We start from the raw sequence: 18,600 nt of genomic DNA, 5'->3' as shown, positions 1-18,600 counted from the left end.
AGGGCCCCGCTGGTGAACGCGACTTCTTCAAGATCGCGCACTGCGAACAGGGCGAAAGGGAGGATGGCGTGTATCTCGGACTGGACATCGGCACCTCCGGTGTGAAGGCGGTGCTCGTGAGCGAAGCCGGCGCGATTGTCGCGACCGCCGCGCGCGAGCTTGCGCTGTCGCATCCGGCGCCGCTGTGGTCCGAGCAGGACCCCGATTCCTGGGTCGATGCGGCGATCGGCGCGGTCGACGATCTCGCCAGCCGTCATCCGCGCGATGTCGCGCAGGTCCGCGGCATCGGGCTGTCGGGCCAGATGCATGGCGCGACGCTGCTTGGCGAGGATGGACGGCCGCTGCGCCCGGCCATTCTCTGGAACGACGGCCGCTCGCAGGCCGAATGCGTTGCGCTGGAGCGGCGCTGTCCATCGCTGCACGCGATTGCCGGCAATCTGGCGATGCCCGGCTTCACCGCGCCAAAGCTGCTCTGGGTAGCGCGGCACGAGCCAAAGATCTTCGACCGCGTCGCAAAGGTGCTGCTGCCCAAAGCCTATGTGCGCTATCGCCTCACCGGCGAGATGGTCGAGGATATGTCGGACGCGGCCGGCACGCTGTGGCTCGACGTCGGTCTGCGCCGCTGGTCGGCCCTGCTGCTGCATGCCGCCGGGCTCGATCTGCATCACATGCCGCGCCTCGTCGAGGGCAGTGCGGCGAGCGCGATGCTGGCGCCGGTCTACGCGCAGCGATGGGGCATGGCGGGGAATGTCGTGGTTGCCGGCGGCGCCGGCGACAATGCAGCGAGCGCGATCGGGCTTGGCGCGATCGCGCCCGGCGATGCCTTCCTGTCGCTGGGCACATCAGGCGTGGTGTTCCGCGTCACCGACCGGTTCGCGCCGGCGCCGGCCTCGGCCGTGCATGCGTTCTGCCACGCGCTGCCCGGCCTTTGGCACCAGATGGGCGTGATGCTCTCGGCGGCGGCCTCGCTGGCCTGGCTGTCGGGCGTGATGGAGACGCCGGCGGCAGGGCTGCTGGCGCCGCTTGGTGAGTGCGTCGACGGGCCGAGCCCCGTCAAGTTCCTGCCCTATCTCGACGGCGAGCGCACGCCGCACAACGATGCCGCCGCCAGCGGTGCCTTCGTCGGCCTGCGCGGCGCGACCGGGCGCAGCCAGATCGTCCAGGCCGTGCTCGAAGGCGTCGCCTTTGCCGCGCGCGACAATCTGGCGGCGCTGAGCGCGGCAGGCGGGTCGATCACTGAACTCGATCTCGTCGGCGGCGGCTCGCGCTCGCCGCTGTGGGCGCAGATCTGCGCCGACGTGCTCGGTATTCCCGTCCATCGCGTCGAGGAAGGCGAAGTCGGAGCCGCGCTCGGCGCCGCGCGGCTCGGCCGGCTCGCCGTAACAGGCGAAGATCCGGCGGAGGTCTGCACCCGTCCAAGACGGCTCGCGAGCTTCACGCCGCGCACGTCCGTCACTGCGGCCTATGGCGAGGCCTATCGTCGCTGGCGCGCGCTCTATCCCGCATTGAAGGAGTCGTCCTAAGTGAACGCGTCAGCCAAATTCTTCGAGGCCAGTGCAGCCGTCGCCTTTGCCGGCCAGGATGCGGACAACGCGCCCGGCTTCCGCTGGTACGACAAGGACCGCCTCGTGCATGGCCGCCGGCTGGAAGACCATTTGCGTTTTGCAGTCTGCTATTGGCATTCCCTGTGCTGGCCCGGCGGCGATCCCTTTGGCGGCGAAACATTCTTGCGGCCCTGGCATCACGGCAATGATGCGATGGCGCAGGCGCGCGCCAAGGCCGATGTCGCCTTCGAGCTGTTCCGTCTGCTCGACGTGCCCTTCTTCACCTTCCACGACGTCGACGCGGCGCCGGAAGGCGCCTCGCTCCGCGAGTCCGTTGCCAATCTTAACGCGATCGCCGATCTGTTCGAGCAGAAGATGGCCACGAGCAAGGTGCGCCTGCTTTGGGGCACCGCCAATCTGTTCACGCATCGCCGCTACATGGCGGGCGCGGCAACCAATCCCGACCCCGAGATCTTCACCTATGCCGCCGGCCAGGTCCGCGCCGCGCTGGAGGTGACGCACCGGCTTGGCGGCCAGAACTATGTGCTGTGGGGTGGACGCGAGGGCTACGAGACGCTGCTCAACACCGATCTCAAGCGCGAGCTCGACCAGCTCGGCCGCTTCGTCTCGCTGGTCGTCGAGCACAAGCACAAGATAGGCTTCAAGGGCCCGGTCCTGATCGAGCCGAAGCCCAAGGAGCCGACCAAGCATCAATATGATTTCGACGTCGCCACCTGCTACGGCTTCCTCGAACGCTACGATCTCCTCAAGGACGTCAAGCTCAACATCGAGCAGAATCACGCCATCCTCGCCGGTCATTCCTTCCATCATGAGGTCGCGCTGGCGGAGGCGCTCGGCGTGTTCGGCTCGCTCGACATCAACCGCGGCGACGATCTGCTCGGCTGGGACACCGACCAGTTCGCGATGAACGTGCCGGAGCTGGCGCTGGTGTTTCACGAGATCCTGAACCGCGGCGGCTTCACCTCGGGCGGCCTGAATTTCGACGCCAAGATCCGCCGCCAGTCGATCGACCCCGACGACCTGATCCATGCCCATGTCGGCTCGATGGATGCCTGCGCGCGCGCCTTCCTGGCCGCGGCCGACATGCTCGATGCCGGCGCGCTCACCACGCCGCTCGCCAAACGCTACGAGGGATGGGCTGGCCCTGAGGGCCGCGCCATTCTCGGCGGCCAGCGTTCGCTCGCCGATCTTGCCGACCGCGCGCTTGCGCCCGGTTTCGATCCGCAGCCGCGTTCGGGCCGGCAGGAATATCTGGAATCCCTGGTCAACCGCCATGTCTGAGGAAGTCCGCTGATGGCAAATGCTGACGCGAGCCCGGTCCTCGAGCTGACCGGCATCGGCAAGGAGTTCGGCGCGATCCGCGCGCTGCACGACGTCGACATGCAGGTTTTCCCGGGCGAGGTCGTCGGCCTGATGGGCGACAACGGCGCCGGCAAGTCGACGCTGGTCAAGATCATTGCCGGCAATTTCCGCCCCAGCCATGGCGAGATGCGTTTTGCCGGCAATGCGGTCCATTTCAACCGCCCGGTCGATGCCCGTGCCGTCGGCATCGAGGTCGTCTACCAGGACCTTGCGCTCGCGGACAATCTGACGGCCGCGGCCAATGTCTTCCTCGGCCGCGAGCTGAAGCGCAAGTTCGGACCCGTCGCCCTGCTCGACCACAAGGCGATGGCGGCGCGTGCGCTGGAGCTGTTCGGCGAGCTGCGCTCCGAGACGCGCCCCGACGACCTCGTCAAGCAGATGTCGGGCGGCCAGCGCCAGGCGGTCGCGATCGCGCGGACGCGGCTCTCCAATGCGCGGCTGGTGATGATGGACGAGCCGACCGCCGCGATCTCGGTGCGCCAGGTCGAGCAGGTGCTCGGCCTGATTCACCGGCTGAAGGAGCAGGGCGTCGCGGTGATGCTGATCTCGCACCGCATGCCCGACGTGTTCGCCGTGTGCGACCGCGTGGTCGTCATGCGCCGCGGCGAGAAGCGCGCGGACAAGCCGATCCACCAGACCTCCCCGGAGGAGATCACCGCCCTCATCACCGGCGCGAAGGAGGCGGCGTGATGGCCATGCCCATGGAATCCCCGATCAGCTTCACCAATGTCGGCCGGATCAAATGGTGGCAGCGCGGCATCTTCGCCTCCCAGACCGGCTATGTCCTGCTCGCGCTGGCCATGCTGCTGGTGATCATGCATTTCGCCAGCCCGTACTTCTTCACCGAAGGCAACATGCAGAACGTGGCGAAGAATTTTTCCTTCATCGCCATCGCCACCCTCGGCGTCACCTTCGTGATCATCACCGGCGGCATCGATCTCTCGGTCGGCTCGATGATGTGCTTCTCCGCCATGATCACTTCGATGGTGATGACCGAGCTGTCGGCGCCAGGCTCGCCCGTGGGATCGCTGTTCGTGCACGTGGCGGCTGACGGCAAGACCGTCGTTGCCAACGTGCCGGGGCTGATCCTGCTGGTCTCCGTTCTCGCCGGCCTCGGCGTCGCGCTTCTCGCCGGGCTCGTCAACGGTTTCTGCATCGCCGTGCTCGGCCTGTCGCCCTTCGTCACCACGCTCGGCATGCTCTCGATCGTGCGTGGGCTCGGCTATGTCGTCTCCAACGGCCGCGGCAGCTTTCCGGGCGGGCCCGACGCCGATTACTTCTACGCGGTAACCTCGGGCGACGTGCTCGGCGTGCCCGTGCCCTTCATCTATCTCGTGATCCTTGCGCTCGCGATGGCCGTGGTGCTGCACCATACCTCGTTCGGTCGCCACGTCTTCGCACTCGGCGGCAACGAGAAGGCGGCCGAGCTCACCGGCATTCCGGTGGTGCGGGTGAAGATCGAGGTCTACGTGATCTGTGCGCTCGCCGCAGGCCTGCAGGGCATCATCATCTCCGGCTGGCTCGGATCGGCGCCCGCCAACATGGCGACGTCCTACGAGCTCAATGTGATCGCGGCGGCGGTGATCGGCGGCGCCAACCTCGCCGGCGGCATCGGCGGCCCGCTCGGGGCCATCGTCGGCTGCGTGCTGCTGGAGGTGATCCGCAACGGTCTCGTGCTGGCGCAGGTCTCCTCCTATTGGCAGCAGACGCTGGTGGGCGTGATCATCATTTTAGCCGTGCTGGTCGATCGCATCCGCTCGCGGATGACGTGACGTCGTTCCGGGAAGGCAACGAAACGCCGCCTGTCCGCTTCCCGGACGCTCCCAACAGGATGGGCGCCAGACAAGGGTGGAGGAGACAATGAGGAAACTTCTTCTTGCCGGCATCGCGCTTGCGATGATGGCAACGCCGGCGTTCGCCGCGAACTACCGCTTCGTCATCGTGCCCAAGGCGATGAACAACCCGTTCTTCGACTTCGCGCGCGACGGCTGCCTGAAGCGCGCCAAGGAGCTCGGCAATATCGAGTGCATCTACAAGGGGCCGGTCGAGCACGAGCCGGCGACGCAGGCGCAGATCATCCAGGACTTCGTCACCCAGAAGGTCGACGGTCTCGCCATCTCGGTCGCCGACGTCGCCGCCATGACCAAGTCGATTGAGGCGGCGACCGCCGCCGGCATCCCCGTCATCACCTTCGATGCCGATGCGCCGGGCTCCAAGCGCATCGCCTATATCGGCACGAACAACAAGGAGTTCGGCACAGCCCTCGGCAAGCAGCTTCTGAAGATGCGGCCCGACGGCGGCAAATACGCCATGGTCTCGGGCGGTCCCGGCGCCAAGAACCTCGCCGAACGCGTGGATGGCGTGCGCGAGGCGCTGAAGGGCTCGAAATGGACCGAGGTCGCGGGCTCGCCGACCTTCTGCAACGACGACCCCGCGCTGGCGGTGCAGCAGATGACGGACATGCGCACCGCAACGCCGGATCTCGCCGCCATCGTTCCGGTCGGCGGCTGGCCGATGTTCGCCCCGGAAGGCTTCAAGGCGTTCGCCTCCAGGAACAAGAAGGACATCGATTCCGGTAAGTTCACGCTGGTCGTTGCCGATACGCTGAAGATGCAGCTCGAGTTGCTGCGCGACGGCTATGCCAATGCGCTGGTCGGCCAGCGTCCGTTCGAGATGGGCGAGAAGGCGATGGACACGCTGCTCGCCATCAAGAAGGGCGAGAAGGTGCCGGAGATCGTCTACACCGGCCTCGATCTGGTGACCAAGGACAACGTCGCACAGATGTTGAAGTAGGAGCGCCGCCAGCCCCGCGCTCCTGCATGCCTCCCCCGCTTGCGATTTCCGCGAGCGGGGGAGATGATTTGGACTGTCGGAAAGAACACTCCTGGAAGGCAATGGGAATGAAACGGTCGCGGCTCGGCTCTCTCGACGTCACCTCAATCGGCCTCGGTTCCGCTCCGCTCGGCGGATTGTTCACCCCCGTCAGCGATGCCGATGCGCAAGGCACGATGGAACGCGCCTGGTCGGCCGGAATCCGCTTCTTCGACACCGCGCCGCTTTACGGCTTTGGCCTCGCCGAGCGGCGGCTGGGCGCCTTCCTGCGGCAACAGCCGCGCGACTCCTACGTCATCTCGACCAAGGTCGGACGCCTCTTGCGCACGCCCGATGGCGCTGCTGCCGAGGACGAGCACTACAAGGGCACGCCGCGCGAGCGGCCGGTGTTCGATTTCAGCCATGACGGCGTAATGCGCTCGGTCGAGGAAAGCCTCGCCAGGCTCGGGCTCGATCGCGTCGACGTCCTGCTCGTGCATGATCCCGACGACCATCATGACGATGCCGTCACGGGCGCCTTCCGCGCGCTGCAGCGGCTGCGCAGCGAGGGCACGGTCAAGGCAATCGGCGCCGGCATGAACCAATCGGAGATGCTGGTTCGTTTCGCAGAGGCGGTGCCGGTCGACTGCTTCCTGCTCGCCGGCCGCTACACGCTGCTGGACCAGGGGGCGCTGGATGCGCTGTTTCCGGTCTGCCAGGCAAAGGGCATCGGCATCCTGCTCGGCGGCATCTACAACAGCGGCATCCTGGCCAATCCCAATACGAGCGCGAAGTTCAACTATCAGGACGCCGATCCGGCACTTATCGCGCGTGCGCGCGAGCTCGACGCGTTCTGCCGCAAGCACGGCACGGAGCTGAAGGCCGCTTCGTTCCAGTTCTGCATGGCGCATCCGGCGGTGACGGTCGCCGTGATGGGCGCGCGCAACGAAGCGGAAGTGTCCGACAACATGGCGATGTCGACGCGCGCGGTGCCGCCGGCATTCTGGCAGGAGCTGCGCGCGCGCAATCTCGTCGACCCCCGCGCGCCGCTGCCGGGCGGGGCGTAAGCCATGATCATCGACGGCCATCAACATTTCTGGGATCCGGCGCGCGCCGACTATCCCTGGATGGAGGCGCCCGAGCTGTCACCGATCCGACGCGCCTTCGGTCCCGCTGATCTCGCGCCGCTCCTGACAGCAAACGGCATCGACGCCAGCATCTTGGTGCAATGCCGCTCCGCGCTGGAGGAGACCGAGCAATTCTTGCGCATCGCGCATGCGACGCCGTCTGTGATCGGCGTCGTCGGTTGGGCCGATCTGACCGACGCTGCGCTTGACGAAACCCTCGACCGCCTGCGGGCTTCGCCCGGCGGCGACAGGCTGGTCGGCATCCGCCATCAGGTTCACGACGAGGCCGATCCCGAATGGTTGCTGCGCGAAGACGTTCAGCGCGGCCTTGCCGCCGTGTTCGCCCGCGATCTCAGCTATGACTTCTTGGTCCGCACCCGCGAGCTTCCCTCGGCCGTCGCAACCGCGCAGGCCTTCCCGCAAGCGCGTTTCGTGCTCGATCACGCTGCCAAACCGCCGATTGCCGATGGCGGCAGCGACGAATGGAGCGATCGCATCGCAGCGCTCGCCGCCTGCAGCAACGTCTGGTGCAAGATATCGGGCCTGGCGACGGAAGCGGTCTGGAACGATTGGGATGCGGCGCGGCTGTTCCCCTTCGTCGCGCATGCCGCGAATTGCTTTGGCGAGGATCGCCTGATCTTCGGCTCGGACTGGCCGGTGTGCCTGCTTGCGGGCAGCTACGGCGAGATCAAGGGCGCGCTGGAGGCGTGTCTGGCAAGACTTGGGCCCGGTGTGCGGGAGAAGGCGTTTGGAGTGAATGCCAAGGCTGCGTATCGGTTGGCGATGACGTGAGTGAAGCCCGCGCCCAACCACAGGTGTCGTCCCGGCGAACGCCGGGACCCATACCGCGTGATCTCTCGGGTTGCCCAAGGCAGCAGTACCCAACGACGAATCTTCGCCAAACTACTCCGGTGGTTATGGGTCCCGGCTTTCGCCGAGACGACGACGGAGTTTGAGGGAGCGCTCGAGACCTCACGCCTCCGTGGGCACCTGATCCAGAAATCCCGTCACGCTCTTGATGCGCCCATCCTTGAGCACGGCAAAATCCGTGCCCTTGATCGGGCTGTCGACGCCGTCGGGACCTAGGCCCCAGCTGAAGCGCACATGGTCGCCGAAGCCGTTGGGCTCGCCGATCAGCTTGAATTTGAAATCGGGAAAGCGCTGCTGAACGCCCGATATCAGCGCGTCGATGCCGTCCCGGCCGTCGCCCTTCATCAGCGGATCGACATAGCTTGCGTCTGCGGTCCAGGTCACGCTCAGCAGCTCGCGCCGGCGGCTCGTCGTGCGCTCGTTCCAGAGATCGATATAGCAGTGGGCGATCGCGCTATGGTCGGTCATGTTGCTCTCCTTCGATGAAGCCGTGTGTGGCTGACCGTCACTATCGAAGGTTTGCTCGCTCGGATCGATTACCTCGGAGGTCATCGATGGGCGCAAAAAAAAAAGCGCGATGATGGCCTCATCGCGCTTCATTCGCATTTGTCTGCGAAAATCACTTCGCCGCGGTCACCATGATCTCGACGGTGTATTGCGGCGCCGCCAGCTTGGCTTCGACGGTGGCGCGGGCCGGGGTGTTGCCGGGCGAGACCCAGGCGTCCCACACTGCGTTCATCTCGCCGAAGGTCTTCATGTCGGCGATGTAGATCGTGGCCGAGAGCAGCTTCGACTTGTCGGTGCCCGCCTTGGCGAGGTGGCCGTCGATGGTGGCCAGGATGTCCTGGGTCTGCTTCGTCACGCTTTCGCCGGCAGCCTTGTTGGCGACGACGCCGGCGAGATAGACGGTGTTGCCGTGCACGACGACCTGGCTCATACGCGGGCCGGTTTCAAAACGCTGAATGCTCATTGGGGATCTCCTGGTGGAATGGCGGCCCTGTCTAGCCCAGCGTCCCGCGCTCTGCCACCCCAGGCACGCATGCGTTGCCAGGCACGCATGTGTTGCCCGCTTAGCGAGACTGGCTGAAGAACGACCAGATCGTCTCGGCGCCGTCGATGGCGCCGTTCTGCGGGCCGAGCAGTTTGGTCGCGACTCTCGGGAAACGCGCGTCCGGTGCGAATCCGGGCATGCGATGACCGCCCCCGTTGATGCGGTAAAGCACGACGTCGTGTCCGGTCGGACAGCGTGAGGAAATCCGCGTCACGGTGGATTGGTCTGCGGCATTCCTGGCAGGCAGGTTAGTCTCGGTCGCCTCGTCCGCGTCGCAGCCATTGAGCCTGCGCCAGAACGCCAGCGTCTCGTCCGTCGACCAGAACCCATCTGCGGCATAATAGCTCGATCCCCGCCCGCCCTCATAGGGCACCAGCGGGTCGGCCGTACCGTTCATGAGCAGCATCGGCAACGGCCGCGACGGATGGCACGTGACGGCGGCCTCGTCAGTGAGATTCATGATCACGCTCGCGCCCGCTGCAAACAGATCGGCGCGGGCGCAGACCAGCGTCATCGCCATGGCACCGCCGTTGGAGACGCCGGTGACGTAGACTCGTTTTGCATCGGCGGTGCCGTCGGCCACCAGCTTCTCGACGAGCTTTGCGATGAACGCGACGTCGTCGGTGCCGGCCGGTGGTCCGCGCAGGGCCGGCCCCGCCTTCGTCCGCGCGTCCGCCCAGGCATTGTTGAGCCCGTCGGGAAACACGACGGCAAGACCCTCGCGCTTGGCAATCTGCGGCCATGCCGTGCGCGTGATCATGTCGGCCCCGCGCTGGGTCTTGCCATGCAGCACGATCACCAGCGGTGCCGGCTTCCTGGCCGGCAGCTGCGCGGTGTAGGAGCGCTTCACGCCGTTGATATCGATCGTGTCAGCGGATGCAGCGGAGCCGGCGGCCAATGCCGCAACGAACGTCGCGATCTGCAGCCACCTTCGCATGGTCTAGCCCACGGCCTTTGCCGCGGCGCGGCCGGCATTGCGGCCCGAGAACAGGCAGCCGCCGAGGAACGTGCCCTCCAGCGAGCGGTAGCCGTGCACGCCGCCGCCGCCGAATCCGGCGGCCTCGCCAACTGCATAGAGACCGGGGATGACGCTGCCTTGCTCGCCGAACACGCGGGAGTCGAGATCGGTCTCGAAGCCGCCCAGCGTCTTGCGGGTGAGGATGTTCAGCTTCACCGCGATCAACGGTCCGTGCGCGGGATCGAGGATCTTGTGCGGGGAGGCGGTGCGGATCAGCTTGTCGCCGATATAGCGGCGCGCATTGTGGATGTTCATCACCTGCGCGTCCTTGACGTAAGGGTTGGCGATCTCGCGGTCTCGCGCCTCGATCTGCATCTTGATGTGCTCGAGCTTCAAGAGGTCGCTGCCGGCGAGCTTGTTCATGGCCGCAACGAGCTCATCGAGCTTGTCGCGCACGATGAAGTCGACACCATGGCTTTTGAACGCCTCGACCGGCGCGGGTGCCCCCTTGTTGGTGGCGCGGCGAAGGGTCATGCGCCAGCTCTTGCCCGTGAGATCGGGGTTCTGCTCCGAGCCCGACAGCGCAAACTCCTTCTTGATGATGCTCTGGGTCAGGATGAACCAGGAATAATCATAGCCGGTGGACATGATGTATTTGAGCTGGCCGAGCGTGTCGGAGCCGGGGAACAGCGGCGCCGGCAGCCGCGTGCCCGTCGCGTCGAACCACATCGAGGAGGGGCCGGGCAGGATACGGATGCCGTGGCGCGGCCAGATCGGTGACCAGTTCTGGATACCCTCGACGTAATGCCACATACGGTCGCGATTGATCAGCCGGGCGCCGGCCTTCTCCGTGATGCCGATCATGCGGCCGTCGACATGCTCCGGCACGCCCGAGATCATGAATTTCGGCGGCTCGCCGAGCCGCTTCGGCCAGTTCTGCCGCACCAGCTCATGGTTGCCGCCGATGCCGCCGGAGGCGACGATCACCGCCTGCGCCTTCAGCGCAAACTCGCCGACCACGTTGCGCGACGAGCTCTTGCCCCGCTCGACATTGTCGGGCGCAAGGACGGCGCCGCTGACGCCATCCACCGTGCCGTTGGTGATGGACAGCGCATCGACGCGATGGCGGAACTTGAAGGTCAGCCGGCCGCTTTGGGCGGCTTCGCGGGCACGGCGCTCGAACGGCTCGACGATGCCGGGCCCGGTGCCCCAGGTGACGTGGAAGCGCGGCACCGAATTGCCATGGCCCATCGCGTCATAGCCGCCGCGCTCGGCCCAGCCCACCACGGGAAAGATGCGATGCCCCATCGCGCGCAGCCAGTCGCGCTTTTCGCCGGCCGCGAACGCCACATAGGCTTCGGCCCATTGCCGCGGCCAGAAATCCTCGTCGCGGTCGAAGCCGGCGGTGCCGATCCAGTCCTGGAGCGCGAGCGCGTAGGAATCCCTGATGCCGAGCCGGCGCTGCTCCGGCGAATCGACCAGGAACAATCCGCCGAACGACCAGAACGCCTGACCGCCGAGCGACTGCTCGCCCTCCTGGTCGACCACGATCACGCGCTTGCCGGCGTCGGCGATCTCGGTTGCGGCCACCAACCCCGATAGCCCCGCTCCGACGACGATGACGTCAGTCTCTTCCGCCATTGTATTCCCCTCCCACGGTTCCCCCCTGTAGTTACCCGGATTGAAGCCAGCGGGTGCAGCTGAGATCAAGGGTAGGACGCGTAAGAGTCCCTTAACTTGTTCCAGGTTGGGACCGAAGCGGACCTGGTGCAGCGCCGACGCAACACTGGATTTGAATTTGTTTTGACCAAGCCGGCGCGCCTAGACAAAACCACGGTTACGACGGACGCTAGCCGCGCATCACGAACCTGACACGCAGATTCGAAATCGACTGGGGCGGGGGGACAATGAGGTTTCTGACGGGGCTGCTTGCGACGGTTCTGCTAATCGCTTGCACGGGGGCTTCTCAAGCAGTGGTCCGGATCGCGGACGACCGCGGCGGTCGGATCGGGACCTACGTCGACAAATATCAGGACCTGCGACAATCGGGTGATACCGTCATCATCGACGGCCTGTGCGCCTCCGCCTGTACCATTGTCCTCGGCGCCATCCCGCGTGACCGCATCTGCGTGACCTCGCACGCAACGCTCGGCTTCCACGCCGCCTGGGATTTCGGCAGCAACGGCCGCGCCGTCACCAATCCCGAAGCCACCCAGATGCTCTATTCGATGTATCCCTCGCAGGTGAGGCGCTGGATCGCGCAGCGCGGCGGCCTCACCCCGCACATGCTCTTCCTGAGGGGCAAGCAACTCCAGGCAATGTACAAGCCGTGCTACCTGGATGCGCAGGCTTCGACCAACAGGCCCTTGCGCCGGGCTCTTCCGCCTCCGGAACAGCTGGAGTCCGCCCGAGGCCAGTTAGTTCGCTAAACCATAGGCACGATTTGACGTTGGCCCGCCGGCGCTTGCTCGCCGGTGGGCCAACGCTTATCTGAGAGGCAGGGAACCGGGGCCTCCGCCCCGGTCATTGCCATGGCTCAACCAGTGCACCCCGCCCATCCACAGGACAATTCGCCCACTGCCGGCCGGATGCCGTCCGTGCTGCTGTGGACGGGCGCAGGTCTCGGTGCGCTCCTCGTGATCGCTGCCCTCGCGCTTTGGTTCCATTATGGCACCCAATTGTTCTTCGAAATGATCAGGACCGGCCTCGCTGCCTGCTTCTGATCCCCGACAGGAAGTGTTTCGCCTATGAGCTCCATGGCCCGTCCGCTGGTGATCGCAACTGCCTTCGCCGCAAGCCTCATCGTCGGGCTCCTGATCATGTTCTGGGCCATGGGCGGGGTCAGCAAGGTGGCGCAGCCGGCCGCGATCGGCGGTCCCTTCCAGCTCACCGACCAGAACGGCAAGGCCGTCACCGACAAGAACCTGAAGGGCAAGCCGACCCTGATCTTCTTCGGCTACACCCATTGCCCCGACGTCTGCCCGACCTCGCTGTTCGAGATCTCGGAAGTGCTGCGCGCGATGGGCAAGGATGCCGACAAGGTCAATGCCGTCTTCATCTCTGTCGATCCCGAACGCGACACGCAGGCCGCGATGAAGGACTATCTGTCGAGCTTCGATCCGCATCTTCAGGGCCTGTCCGGCGATCCCGCCGAGACCGCCAAGGTGATCACCTCCTACCGGGTCTACGCCAAGAAGGTCCCGACCAAGGACGGCGACTACACCATGGACCACACCGCGCTGATCTATCTGATGGACCGCGACGGCCGCTTCGTCTCGCCGTTCAACCTGAAGCGCACGCCGGAAGAGGCGGCGGCTGATTTGAAGAAGTATCTCTGAGAGGGAGCCGCGAACTCCGCTGCACCTCCCCTGCCTGCGGGAGAGGTCGGCGCGTCCGGGCGATGCGAAGCAGCGTCCGCGCGCCGGGTGAGGGTCCTCGCCTCTTGGGGATTTTCGCCCGCGGAGGCGCCCGCTCCCCGGCCCTCCCCGCAAGCGGGGGAGGGAGCGCACCGTCGCCTGGCCACATTCCGCGCTCGCGTTCCCGGCGGGATGGTCTATAAGGCCCTCCGATCCCAACGACATTCGTTCATTTCCGGCCGATGGCTCCATCGCAACAGGCGAAATCGTCCAAATCTGTCCGTGGCTTGCTGCTCGGGCTGGCCGTCGGTGCTTGCCTGCTGGCAGGGCTCGGCGCCGCGAACGCCCAGGCGCCGGCCAGGCAGCCTCCGGCGGCGCCGCAGGCCTCCCCGCAAGCCGCGCCCCAGGCCGCCCCGCAGGCCGTGCCGGGCTTCTGGGACCCACGGCGCCGGCCTGAGCGGCCGGACCTGTCGCGCCTGACCGTGATCCGTTTCCTGACCGAGACCGACTACCCGCCGTTCAATTTCACCGGCGCCGACGGCAATCCGGCCGGCTTCAACGTCGATCTCGCACGCAGCCTGTGCGACGAGATCAAGGTCAGCTGCACCGTGCAGATGCGCCGTTTCGAGACGCTGGTCGACGCGCTGACGTCCAACCGTGGGGATGCCATCATCGCCTCGATGGCGGTGAGCCCCCAGCTTCGCGCCCGCGTCGATTTCACCGATCCCTATTACCGTGTGCCGGCGCGCTTCGTCTCGCGCAAGGATGCCGTGATGCCGGAGATCCGCCCCGAATATCTCGAGGGCAAGAAGGTCGGCGTCATCGCCGGCTCGGCGCATGAGGCGTATCTCAAGGCGATGTTCACCGACGCCGAGCTGCACCCTTATCCCAATGACGATGCGCTTCGCGCCGCGCTCCGCAAGGGCGAGGTCGATTTCATCTTCGGCGACGCCATCTCGCTCGCATTCTGGATCAACGGCACCGATTCCGGCGATTGCTGCGCCTTCTCCGGCGGCCCCTTCGTCGAGAGCCGCTTCTTCGGCGAGGGCGTCGGCATCGCCGTGCGCAAGGGCAACGACGTGCTGCGCCAGGCCCTGAACTGGGCGCTGTTCCGGGTCTGGGAAAAGGGGCGCTATACCGATCTGTGGCTGCGCTATTTTTCGGTGAGCCCGTTTTAGCCGGGCGCTGCTCCCTCCGCCGTCGTTGCGAGGAGCGTAGCGACGAAGCAATCCAGACTGTTTCCGCGGAAAGATTCTGGATTGCTTCGCTTCGCTCGCAATGACGACGGGGGGGCCGTGCTTCGCCTCACAAAATTGCATTCTGCCCGGAAATCGCTATTTTCCGCGGCCCGGAGGCCCTGATGTCCGTTATCGATCTTGCCGCGAACCCGAGCGACCTGCGCGCGCTCGCCGAACAATCCAACGCCTGGCCGTTCGAGCAGGCGAAGGCCATTGTCGCGCGGCTGAAGAAAAGCCCGAAGGACGAGGTGCTGTTCGAGACGGGCTACGGTCCTTCCGGCCTGCCGCATATCGGTACGTTCGGCGAGGTCGCGCGCACCTCGATGGTGCGGCACGCCTTCCGCGTGCTGACCGAGGACAAGATCAAGACGCGCCTGCTGGCGTTCTCCGACGACATGGACGGGTTTCGCAAGGTGCCCGACAACGTCCCCAACAAGGAGATGCTGGCGGCGCATCTCGGAAAGCCGCTGACGCGGGTGCCGGATCCGTTCTCCAACGAATATCCGTCGTTCGGGCACCACAACAACGCGCGGTTGCGCGCCTTCCTCGATCATTTCGGCTTCGATTACGAGTTCGCGAGCTCGACCGACTACTACACATCCGGCCGCTTCGACGCGACGCTGCTCAAGATGCTGGCCGCCTACGACAAGATCATGGCGATCATCCTGCCGACGCTCGGCCCCGATCGCCGCGCGACCTATTCGCCGTTTCTCCCCATCAGCAAGACCACGGGTGTCGTGCTTCAAGTGCCGATGATCCGCCGCGACGTCGCGGCCGGCACGGTGACCTATCTCGATCCCGATACCAACCAGGAGGTCGAGACGCCCGTGACCGGCGGCAACGTCAAGTGCCAATGGAAGGCCGACTGGGCCATGCGCTGGGTCGCGCTCGGCGTCGATTACGAGATGGCCGGCAAGGACCTCATCGACTCCGTGAAGCTGTCCGGCGCGATCGCGCGGGCGCTCGGCGCCACGCCGCCGGAAGGTTTCAACTACGAGCTCTTCCTCGACGAGCAGGGCCAGAAGATCTCGAAGTCCAAGGGCAACGGCCTGACCATCGACGAATGGCTGCGCTACGCCTCGCCGGAATCGCTGTCGCTGTTCATGTATCGCGAGCCGAAGGCGGCCAAGCGACTCTACTTCGACGTCATCCCGCGCAACGTCGACGACTACCAGCAGTTCATCGACGGCTTTGCCAGGCAGGACGGCAAGCAGCAGCTCGGCAATCCGGTCTGGCACATCCACAACGGCCATCCGCCGCAGGGCGACATGCCCGTCACGTTCCAGCTCCTCTTGACGCTGGTGTCGTCGTCGAACGCGGAGAATGCCGAGACGCTATGGGGCTTCATCGGCCGCTACCGCCCCGGCGTCAGCCCGCAGACGCATCCGAAGCTGGATGCGATGGTCGGCTATGCCATCAACTATTATCGCGATTTCGTCGCGCCGACGAAGCAGTTCCGCGTGCCCACGGACACGGAGCGCGCCGCGCTGCAGGACCTTCGCGATGCACTGTCGCAGTTGGCCCCGGAGGCATCGGCCGAGGACATCCAGAACGTCGTGTACGAGATCGGACGCCGCGAGCCGTTCCTCGACCAGGTCAAGAAGGGCAAGGACGGCCGTCCGGGTGTCACGCTCGACTGGTTCAACATGCTCTACCAGGTGCTGCTCGGCCAGGAGAAGGGCCCGCGTTTCGGCTCCTTCGTCGCGGTGTACGGCATCCAGAACGCAGTCAACATGATCGACGGCGCGCTGGCACGGAGTGCGTGATGTTCTTCGCTTAACACTCCGGTGTCGTCCCGGCGAAGGCCGGGATCCATACCGCGTGATCTATCGAGGAATGGCGGTCTTCGTCCCGCAGGAGGCCTAACTCCTACCCGTCGCCAAACCTCTCCCTGTAGTTATGGGTCCCCGCCTTCGCCGGGACGACACTAGTTGCGGAGCCTCAGCTTTGCGCCTCACTGGCTCGCCCACACGATCCGCGCCACCCACGCAACGTCAGCCGCTGCGACGGTCCGGGCCGCCTGCGATGCATCGAGCGCCTGCAGGTCCAACGCCTTTGCCGTGCGCCGTTTCAGCGTCGCGATCGTCACCTCGTCCGTCCTCGCCTTCACCACCACGCGATCGCCCTTCCGGATCGGCGCAGCCGGCGAGACCAGGATGATGTCACCGTCGCGATAGGCAGGCAGCAGCGCATCGCCGGAAATCTCCAGTGCAAAGGCCTGGCCGTCCTCGGCGGTGGGAAGCGCGATTTCGCTCCATCCCTTGCCGGATGGATGGCCGGATTCGTCGAAGGCGCCGCTCGCGCCGGCCTGCGCGAAGCCGAGCAAGGGTACCGAGCGGCCGTCGCCGGCGTCCTCGTCGACCAGCCTCGCAAAGCCGTCGATCGAGGCGCCGGCCGCCGCGAGCGCCTTCGCGATCGATTCGGTCGAGGGCCAGCGCTCGCGGCCGTCGGAGGTGACGCGCTTGGACCGGTTAAAAGTGGTGGGATCGAGCCCGGCGCGCTTGGCAAGGCCGGACGGCGACAGGCCGGCGCGCGCCGCCAGCCGATCCAGCGCGACCCAGATCTGGTCGTGAGTCAGTATCCTCTGCGCTTTGGCCTGTTTGACCATGCAAGGTCCGTCCAGCCCGTCGCAACCCAGGAAAATTGTCCTCAAATCAACCGGTTTTCCGTTTTTCGCGCAAGGGGCGGCAATTTCACCGGAACGGAAAAGCTCTAGGCTTGAGTTCGGAGGGGGCCGCCATTACGGTCGCGCCCGGGTTTCGAGGACCCGCACGAGACGAAAAAACCCAAAAGACTCAAAGAGCAAACAGGGCTGCGGAAGCGGTGGTCAAGATCTACAAAATCTGTCCGGCCTCGGCCTGGCGCGAGGCGGAACGGCACGGTGTCTATCTCGGCAGCGCGGACGATGCGCGCGACGGTTTCATTCATTTCTCGACCGCCGCCCAGGTTCCCGAGACCTTGCGCAAGCACTATTCCGGGCAGCGCGCGCTGTTCCTGGTCGAGGTCGACGCCGATGCGCTCGGCAGCGAACTGCGCTGGGAGCGCTCGCGCAATGACGAGCTGTTTCCGCATCTCTATGGCGAGCTCGATCTCGGCGCCGTGCTCGCGGTGATGAACCTCAACATGCGCTCCGATGGCAGCCATGACGTTCCGGAGCTTGCCCCGTGATCCGCGCTTTCGACGCCTTTTCGCTGCCGGTGCTGCGCTGGCTCGATCCCGAGGATGCGCATCGCCTCGCGATCCAGGGGCTGCGCTTCCTGCCGCCGGTCAAGCCGCGCGCCGACGACCCCAAGCTCGCGGTGCGCGCCTTCGGTCTCAACTTTTCCAATCCGATCGGCATGGCCGCGGGTTTCGACAAGAGCGCCGAGGTGCCGGATGCGCTGCTGCGCCTCGGCTTCGGCTTCGTCGAGATCGGCTCGGTCACGCCGAAGCCGCAAGGCGGCAATCCGCGGCCGCGGCTGTTCCGGCTCGAGCGCGATGAGGCCGTGATCAACCGCATGGGCTTCAACAATGACGGCGCGGAGGTGGCGTTGCGGCGGCTCGCTGCGCGCGCGCAGCATGGCGGCATCGTCGGCGTCAATGTCGGCGCCAACAAGGATTCGCCCGATCGCGTCGCCGATTACGTCAAGCTGATCGAGACCTTCGCGCCGGTCGCGAGCTATTTCACCGTCAACGTCTCCTCGCCGAACACGCCGGGCCTGCGCAATCTGCAGGAAGGTGCGCTGCTCGACGATCTCCTCGCCCGCGTGATCGACGCGCGCGAGCGTGTCAGGCAGAAGGCGGGCGATACGCCGGTGCTGCTCAAGATCGCGCCGGATCTCAGCCTCGCCCAGCTCGACGACGTCGTGCAGGTCGCGCGCTCGCGCCGGGTCGACGGCATGATCGTGTCGAACACGACCATCGCGCGGCCGAGCACGCTGCGCGAGGAGACGCGCGCCAAGGAGCAGGGCGGCCTGTCCGGCCGGCCGCTGTTCCGCCTGTCGACGCGCATGGTCGCGGAGACCTATGTGCGCGTCGAGGGCGCATTCCCGCTGATCGGCGTCGGCGGCGTCGATTCGGGCGGCGCCGCGCTGACCAAGATCCGCGCCGGTGCCAGCCTGATTCAGCTCTATTCGTCGCTGGTCTACAAGGGCCTCGGCCTCGTCGACGAGATCAAGCGCGACCTCGCCTCGACGCTGCTGCGCACGGGACGGGATTCGCTCTCCGAGATCGTCGGTGCGGATGCGGCGACGCTGACGGCGGAAGACTGGCCCGGGATGTAA

The 18,600-nt window shown here is 66.0% G+C and carries 19 protein-coding genes; 14 read left to right on the top strand and 5 right to left on the bottom strand.

Translation table 11 applies throughout. From position 1 onward, the window contains the following. The first annotated feature begins 68 nt into the window (after nucleotides 1-68). The 7 genes from xylB (at nucleotide 69) to HAP40_RS35470 (ending at nucleotide 7,657) form a co-directional block, all read left to right on the top strand. Nucleotides 69-1,523: a xylulokinase gene (gene xylB, locus HAP40_RS35500; RefSeq protein ID WP_166812528.1), complete on the top strand. Its 1,455-nt coding sequence runs from the start codon at nucleotides 69-71 to the stop codon at nucleotides 1,521-1,523. Continuing rightward, a complete protein-coding gene (gene xylA / locus HAP40_RS35495; RefSeq protein WP_166812530.1) occupies nucleotides 1,524-2,846 on the top strand; it encodes a xylose isomerase in 1,323 nt (440 codons plus the stop codon). A gap of 12 nt (nucleotides 2,847-2,858) precedes the next feature. Continuing rightward, a complete protein-coding gene (locus HAP40_RS35490) occupies nucleotides 2,859-3,617 on the top strand; it encodes an ATP-binding cassette domain-containing protein (RefSeq protein ID WP_166812532.1) in 759 nt (252 codons plus the stop codon). Beyond that, the gene (locus HAP40_RS35485) at nucleotides 3,617-4,699 is read left to right on the top strand and encodes an ABC transporter permease (RefSeq protein ID WP_166812534.1); all 1,083 of its coding nucleotides are present in this window, start codon (nucleotides 3,617-3,619) and stop codon (nucleotides 4,697-4,699) included. The genes HAP40_RS35490 and HAP40_RS35485 overlap by 1 nt, the downstream gene beginning before the upstream one ends. 88 nt (nucleotides 4,700-4,787) lie before the next feature. Beyond that, the gene (locus tag HAP40_RS35480) at nucleotides 4,788-5,720 is read left to right on the top strand and encodes a sugar-binding protein (RefSeq protein ID WP_166812536.1); all 933 of its coding nucleotides are present in this window, start codon (nucleotides 4,788-4,790) and stop codon (nucleotides 5,718-5,720) included. A gap of 107 nt (nucleotides 5,721-5,827) precedes the next feature. Beyond that, nucleotides 5,828-6,805: an aldo/keto reductase gene (locus tag HAP40_RS35475; protein WP_166812538.1), complete on the top strand. Its 978-nt coding sequence runs from the start codon at nucleotides 5,828-5,830 to the stop codon at nucleotides 6,803-6,805. Nucleotides 6,806-6,808: 3 nt separating this feature from the next. Then, nucleotides 6,809-7,657, top strand: coding sequence for an amidohydrolase family protein (locus HAP40_RS35470; RefSeq protein ID WP_166812540.1), 849 nt, complete (start codon nucleotides 6,809-6,811; stop codon nucleotides 7,655-7,657). A gap of 180 nt (nucleotides 7,658-7,837) precedes the next feature. Here HAP40_RS35470 and HAP40_RS35465 read toward each other — a convergent pair whose 3' ends face one another. The 4 genes from HAP40_RS35465 to HAP40_RS35450 all read right to left on the bottom strand — a co-directional run bounded on the left by HAP40_RS35465 (nucleotide 7,838) and on the right by HAP40_RS35450 (nucleotide 11,385). Beyond that, the gene (locus HAP40_RS35465) at nucleotides 7,838-8,203 is read right to left on the bottom strand and encodes a nuclear transport factor 2 family protein (protein ID WP_166812542.1); all 366 of its coding nucleotides are present in this window, start codon (nucleotides 8,201-8,203) and stop codon (nucleotides 7,838-7,840) included. A 151-nt stretch (nucleotides 8,204-8,354) separates the two neighbouring features. Continuing rightward, nucleotides 8,355-8,705, bottom strand: coding sequence for a RidA family protein (locus tag HAP40_RS35460; RefSeq protein WP_166812544.1), 351 nt, complete (start codon nucleotides 8,703-8,705; stop codon nucleotides 8,355-8,357). Nucleotides 8,706-8,805: 100 nt separating this feature from the next. Beyond that, complete coding sequence (locus tag HAP40_RS35455; RefSeq protein ID WP_166812546.1) at nucleotides 8,806-9,723, bottom strand: alpha/beta hydrolase family esterase; 918 nt, start codon at nucleotides 9,721-9,723, stop codon at nucleotides 8,806-8,808. A gap of 3 nt (nucleotides 9,724-9,726) precedes the next feature. Further along, on the bottom strand, nucleotides 9,727-11,385 hold the full coding sequence (locus tag HAP40_RS35450) for an FAD-binding dehydrogenase (protein ID WP_166812548.1): 1,659 nt from the start codon (nucleotides 11,383-11,385) through the stop codon (nucleotides 9,727-9,729). Nucleotides 11,386-11,651: 266 nt separating this feature from the next. On the opposite strand from HAP40_RS35450, the gene HAP40_RS35445 reads away from it, so the two are divergent. The 5 genes from HAP40_RS35445 to HAP40_RS35425 all read left to right on the top strand — a co-directional run bounded on the left by HAP40_RS35445 (nucleotide 11,652) and on the right by HAP40_RS35425 (nucleotide 16,104). Continuing rightward, nucleotides 11,652-12,173 carry a hypothetical protein gene (locus HAP40_RS35445; RefSeq protein ID WP_166812550.1) on the top strand — a complete coding sequence of 174 codons (522 nt, stop codon included), beginning with the start codon at nucleotides 11,652-11,654 and terminating at the stop codon, nucleotides 12,171-12,173. Between the two features lie 102 nt (nucleotides 12,174-12,275). Next, the gene (locus HAP40_RS35440; RefSeq protein WP_166812553.1) at nucleotides 12,276-12,467 is read left to right on the top strand and encodes a hypothetical protein; all 192 of its coding nucleotides are present in this window, start codon (nucleotides 12,276-12,278) and stop codon (nucleotides 12,465-12,467) included. 24 nt (nucleotides 12,468-12,491) lie between these two features. Beyond that, complete coding sequence (locus HAP40_RS35435; RefSeq protein WP_166812555.1) at nucleotides 12,492-13,082, top strand: SCO family protein; 591 nt, start codon at nucleotides 12,492-12,494, stop codon at nucleotides 13,080-13,082. 260 nt (nucleotides 13,083-13,342) lie between these two features. Continuing rightward, entirely contained in the window at nucleotides 13,343-14,278 is a 936-nt protein-coding gene (locus HAP40_RS35430; protein ID WP_166812557.1) for a transporter substrate-binding domain-containing protein, read from the top strand. Nucleotides 14,279-14,460: 182 nt separating this feature from the next. After that, entirely contained in the window at nucleotides 14,461-16,104 is a 1,644-nt protein-coding gene (locus HAP40_RS35425; protein ID WP_166812559.1) for a lysine--tRNA ligase, read from the top strand. Nucleotides 16,105-16,292: 188 nt separating this feature from the next. On the opposite strand, the gene HAP40_RS35420 is transcribed toward HAP40_RS35425, so the two are convergent. Next, a complete protein-coding gene (locus HAP40_RS35420; protein ID WP_166812561.1) occupies nucleotides 16,293-16,946 on the bottom strand; it encodes a S24 family peptidase in 654 nt (217 codons plus the stop codon). A 215-nt stretch (nucleotides 16,947-17,161) separates the two neighbouring features. On the opposite strand from HAP40_RS35420, the gene HAP40_RS35415 reads away from it, so the two are divergent. Then, the gene (locus tag HAP40_RS35415) at nucleotides 17,162-17,506 is read left to right on the top strand and encodes a DUF952 domain-containing protein (protein WP_166812563.1); all 345 of its coding nucleotides are present in this window, start codon (nucleotides 17,162-17,164) and stop codon (nucleotides 17,504-17,506) included. Next, on the top strand, nucleotides 17,503-18,600 hold the full coding sequence (locus HAP40_RS35410; protein WP_166812565.1) for a quinone-dependent dihydroorotate dehydrogenase: 1,098 nt from the start codon (nucleotides 17,503-17,505) through the stop codon (nucleotides 18,598-18,600). The genes HAP40_RS35415 and HAP40_RS35410 overlap by 4 nt, the downstream gene beginning before the upstream one ends.

Origin of the sequence: Bradyrhizobium sp. 1(2017) (genome assembly GCF_011602485.2) — a bacterium.
Lineage (GTDB): Bacteria > Pseudomonadota > Alphaproteobacteria > Rhizobiales > Xanthobacteraceae > Bradyrhizobium.
This window is presented reverse-complemented; position numbering and strand designations above follow the sequence as displayed.

What these genes read in the sequence shown, in the direction of transcription:
- HAP40_RS35490 (WP_166812532.1), top strand. Translation starts at nt 2,859, where the DNA reads ATGGCAAATGCTGACGCGAGCCCGGTCCTCGAGCTGACCGGCATCGGC.
- HAP40_RS35485 (WP_166812534.1), top strand. Translation starts at nt 3,617, where the DNA reads ATGGCCATGCCCATGGAATCCCCGATCAGCTTCACCAATGTCGGCCGG.
- HAP40_RS35480 (WP_166812536.1), top strand. Translation starts at nt 4,788, where the DNA reads ATGAGGAAACTTCTTCTTGCCGGCATCGCGCTTGCGATGATGGCAACG.
- HAP40_RS35475 (WP_166812538.1), top strand. Translation starts at nt 5,828, where the DNA reads ATGAAACGGTCGCGGCTCGGCTCTCTCGACGTCACCTCAATCGGCCTC.
- HAP40_RS35470 (WP_166812540.1), top strand. Translation starts at nt 6,809, where the DNA reads ATGATCATCGACGGCCATCAACATTTCTGGGATCCGGCGCGCGCCGAC.
- HAP40_RS35465 (WP_166812542.1), bottom strand. Translation starts at nt 8,203, where the DNA reads ATGACCGACCATAGCGCGATCGCCCACTGCTATATCGATCTCTGGAAC.
- HAP40_RS35460 (WP_166812544.1), bottom strand. Translation starts at nt 8,705, where the DNA reads ATGAGCATTCAGCGTTTTGAAACCGGCCCGCGTATGAGCCAGGTCGTC.
- HAP40_RS35455 (WP_166812546.1), bottom strand. Translation starts at nt 9,723, where the DNA reads ATGCGAAGGTGGCTGCAGATCGCGACGTTCGTTGCGGCATTGGCCGCC.
- HAP40_RS35450 (WP_166812548.1), bottom strand. Translation starts at nt 11,385, where the DNA reads ATGGCGGAAGAGACTGACGTCATCGTCGTCGGAGCGGGGCTATCGGGG.
- HAP40_RS35445 (WP_166812550.1), top strand. Translation starts at nt 11,652, where the DNA reads ATGAGGTTTCTGACGGGGCTGCTTGCGACGGTTCTGCTAATCGCTTGC.
- HAP40_RS35440 (WP_166812553.1), top strand. Translation starts at nt 12,276, where the DNA reads ATGGCTCAACCAGTGCACCCCGCCCATCCACAGGACAATTCGCCCACT.
- HAP40_RS35435 (WP_166812555.1), top strand. Translation starts at nt 12,492, where the DNA reads ATGAGCTCCATGGCCCGTCCGCTGGTGATCGCAACTGCCTTCGCCGCA.
- HAP40_RS35430 (WP_166812557.1), top strand. Translation starts at nt 13,343, where the DNA reads ATGGCTCCATCGCAACAGGCGAAATCGTCCAAATCTGTCCGTGGCTTG.
- HAP40_RS35425 (WP_166812559.1), top strand. Translation starts at nt 14,461, where the DNA reads ATGTCCGTTATCGATCTTGCCGCGAACCCGAGCGACCTGCGCGCGCTC.
- HAP40_RS35420 (WP_166812561.1), bottom strand. Translation starts at nt 16,946, where the DNA reads ATGGTCAAACAGGCCAAAGCGCAGAGGATACTGACTCACGACCAGATC.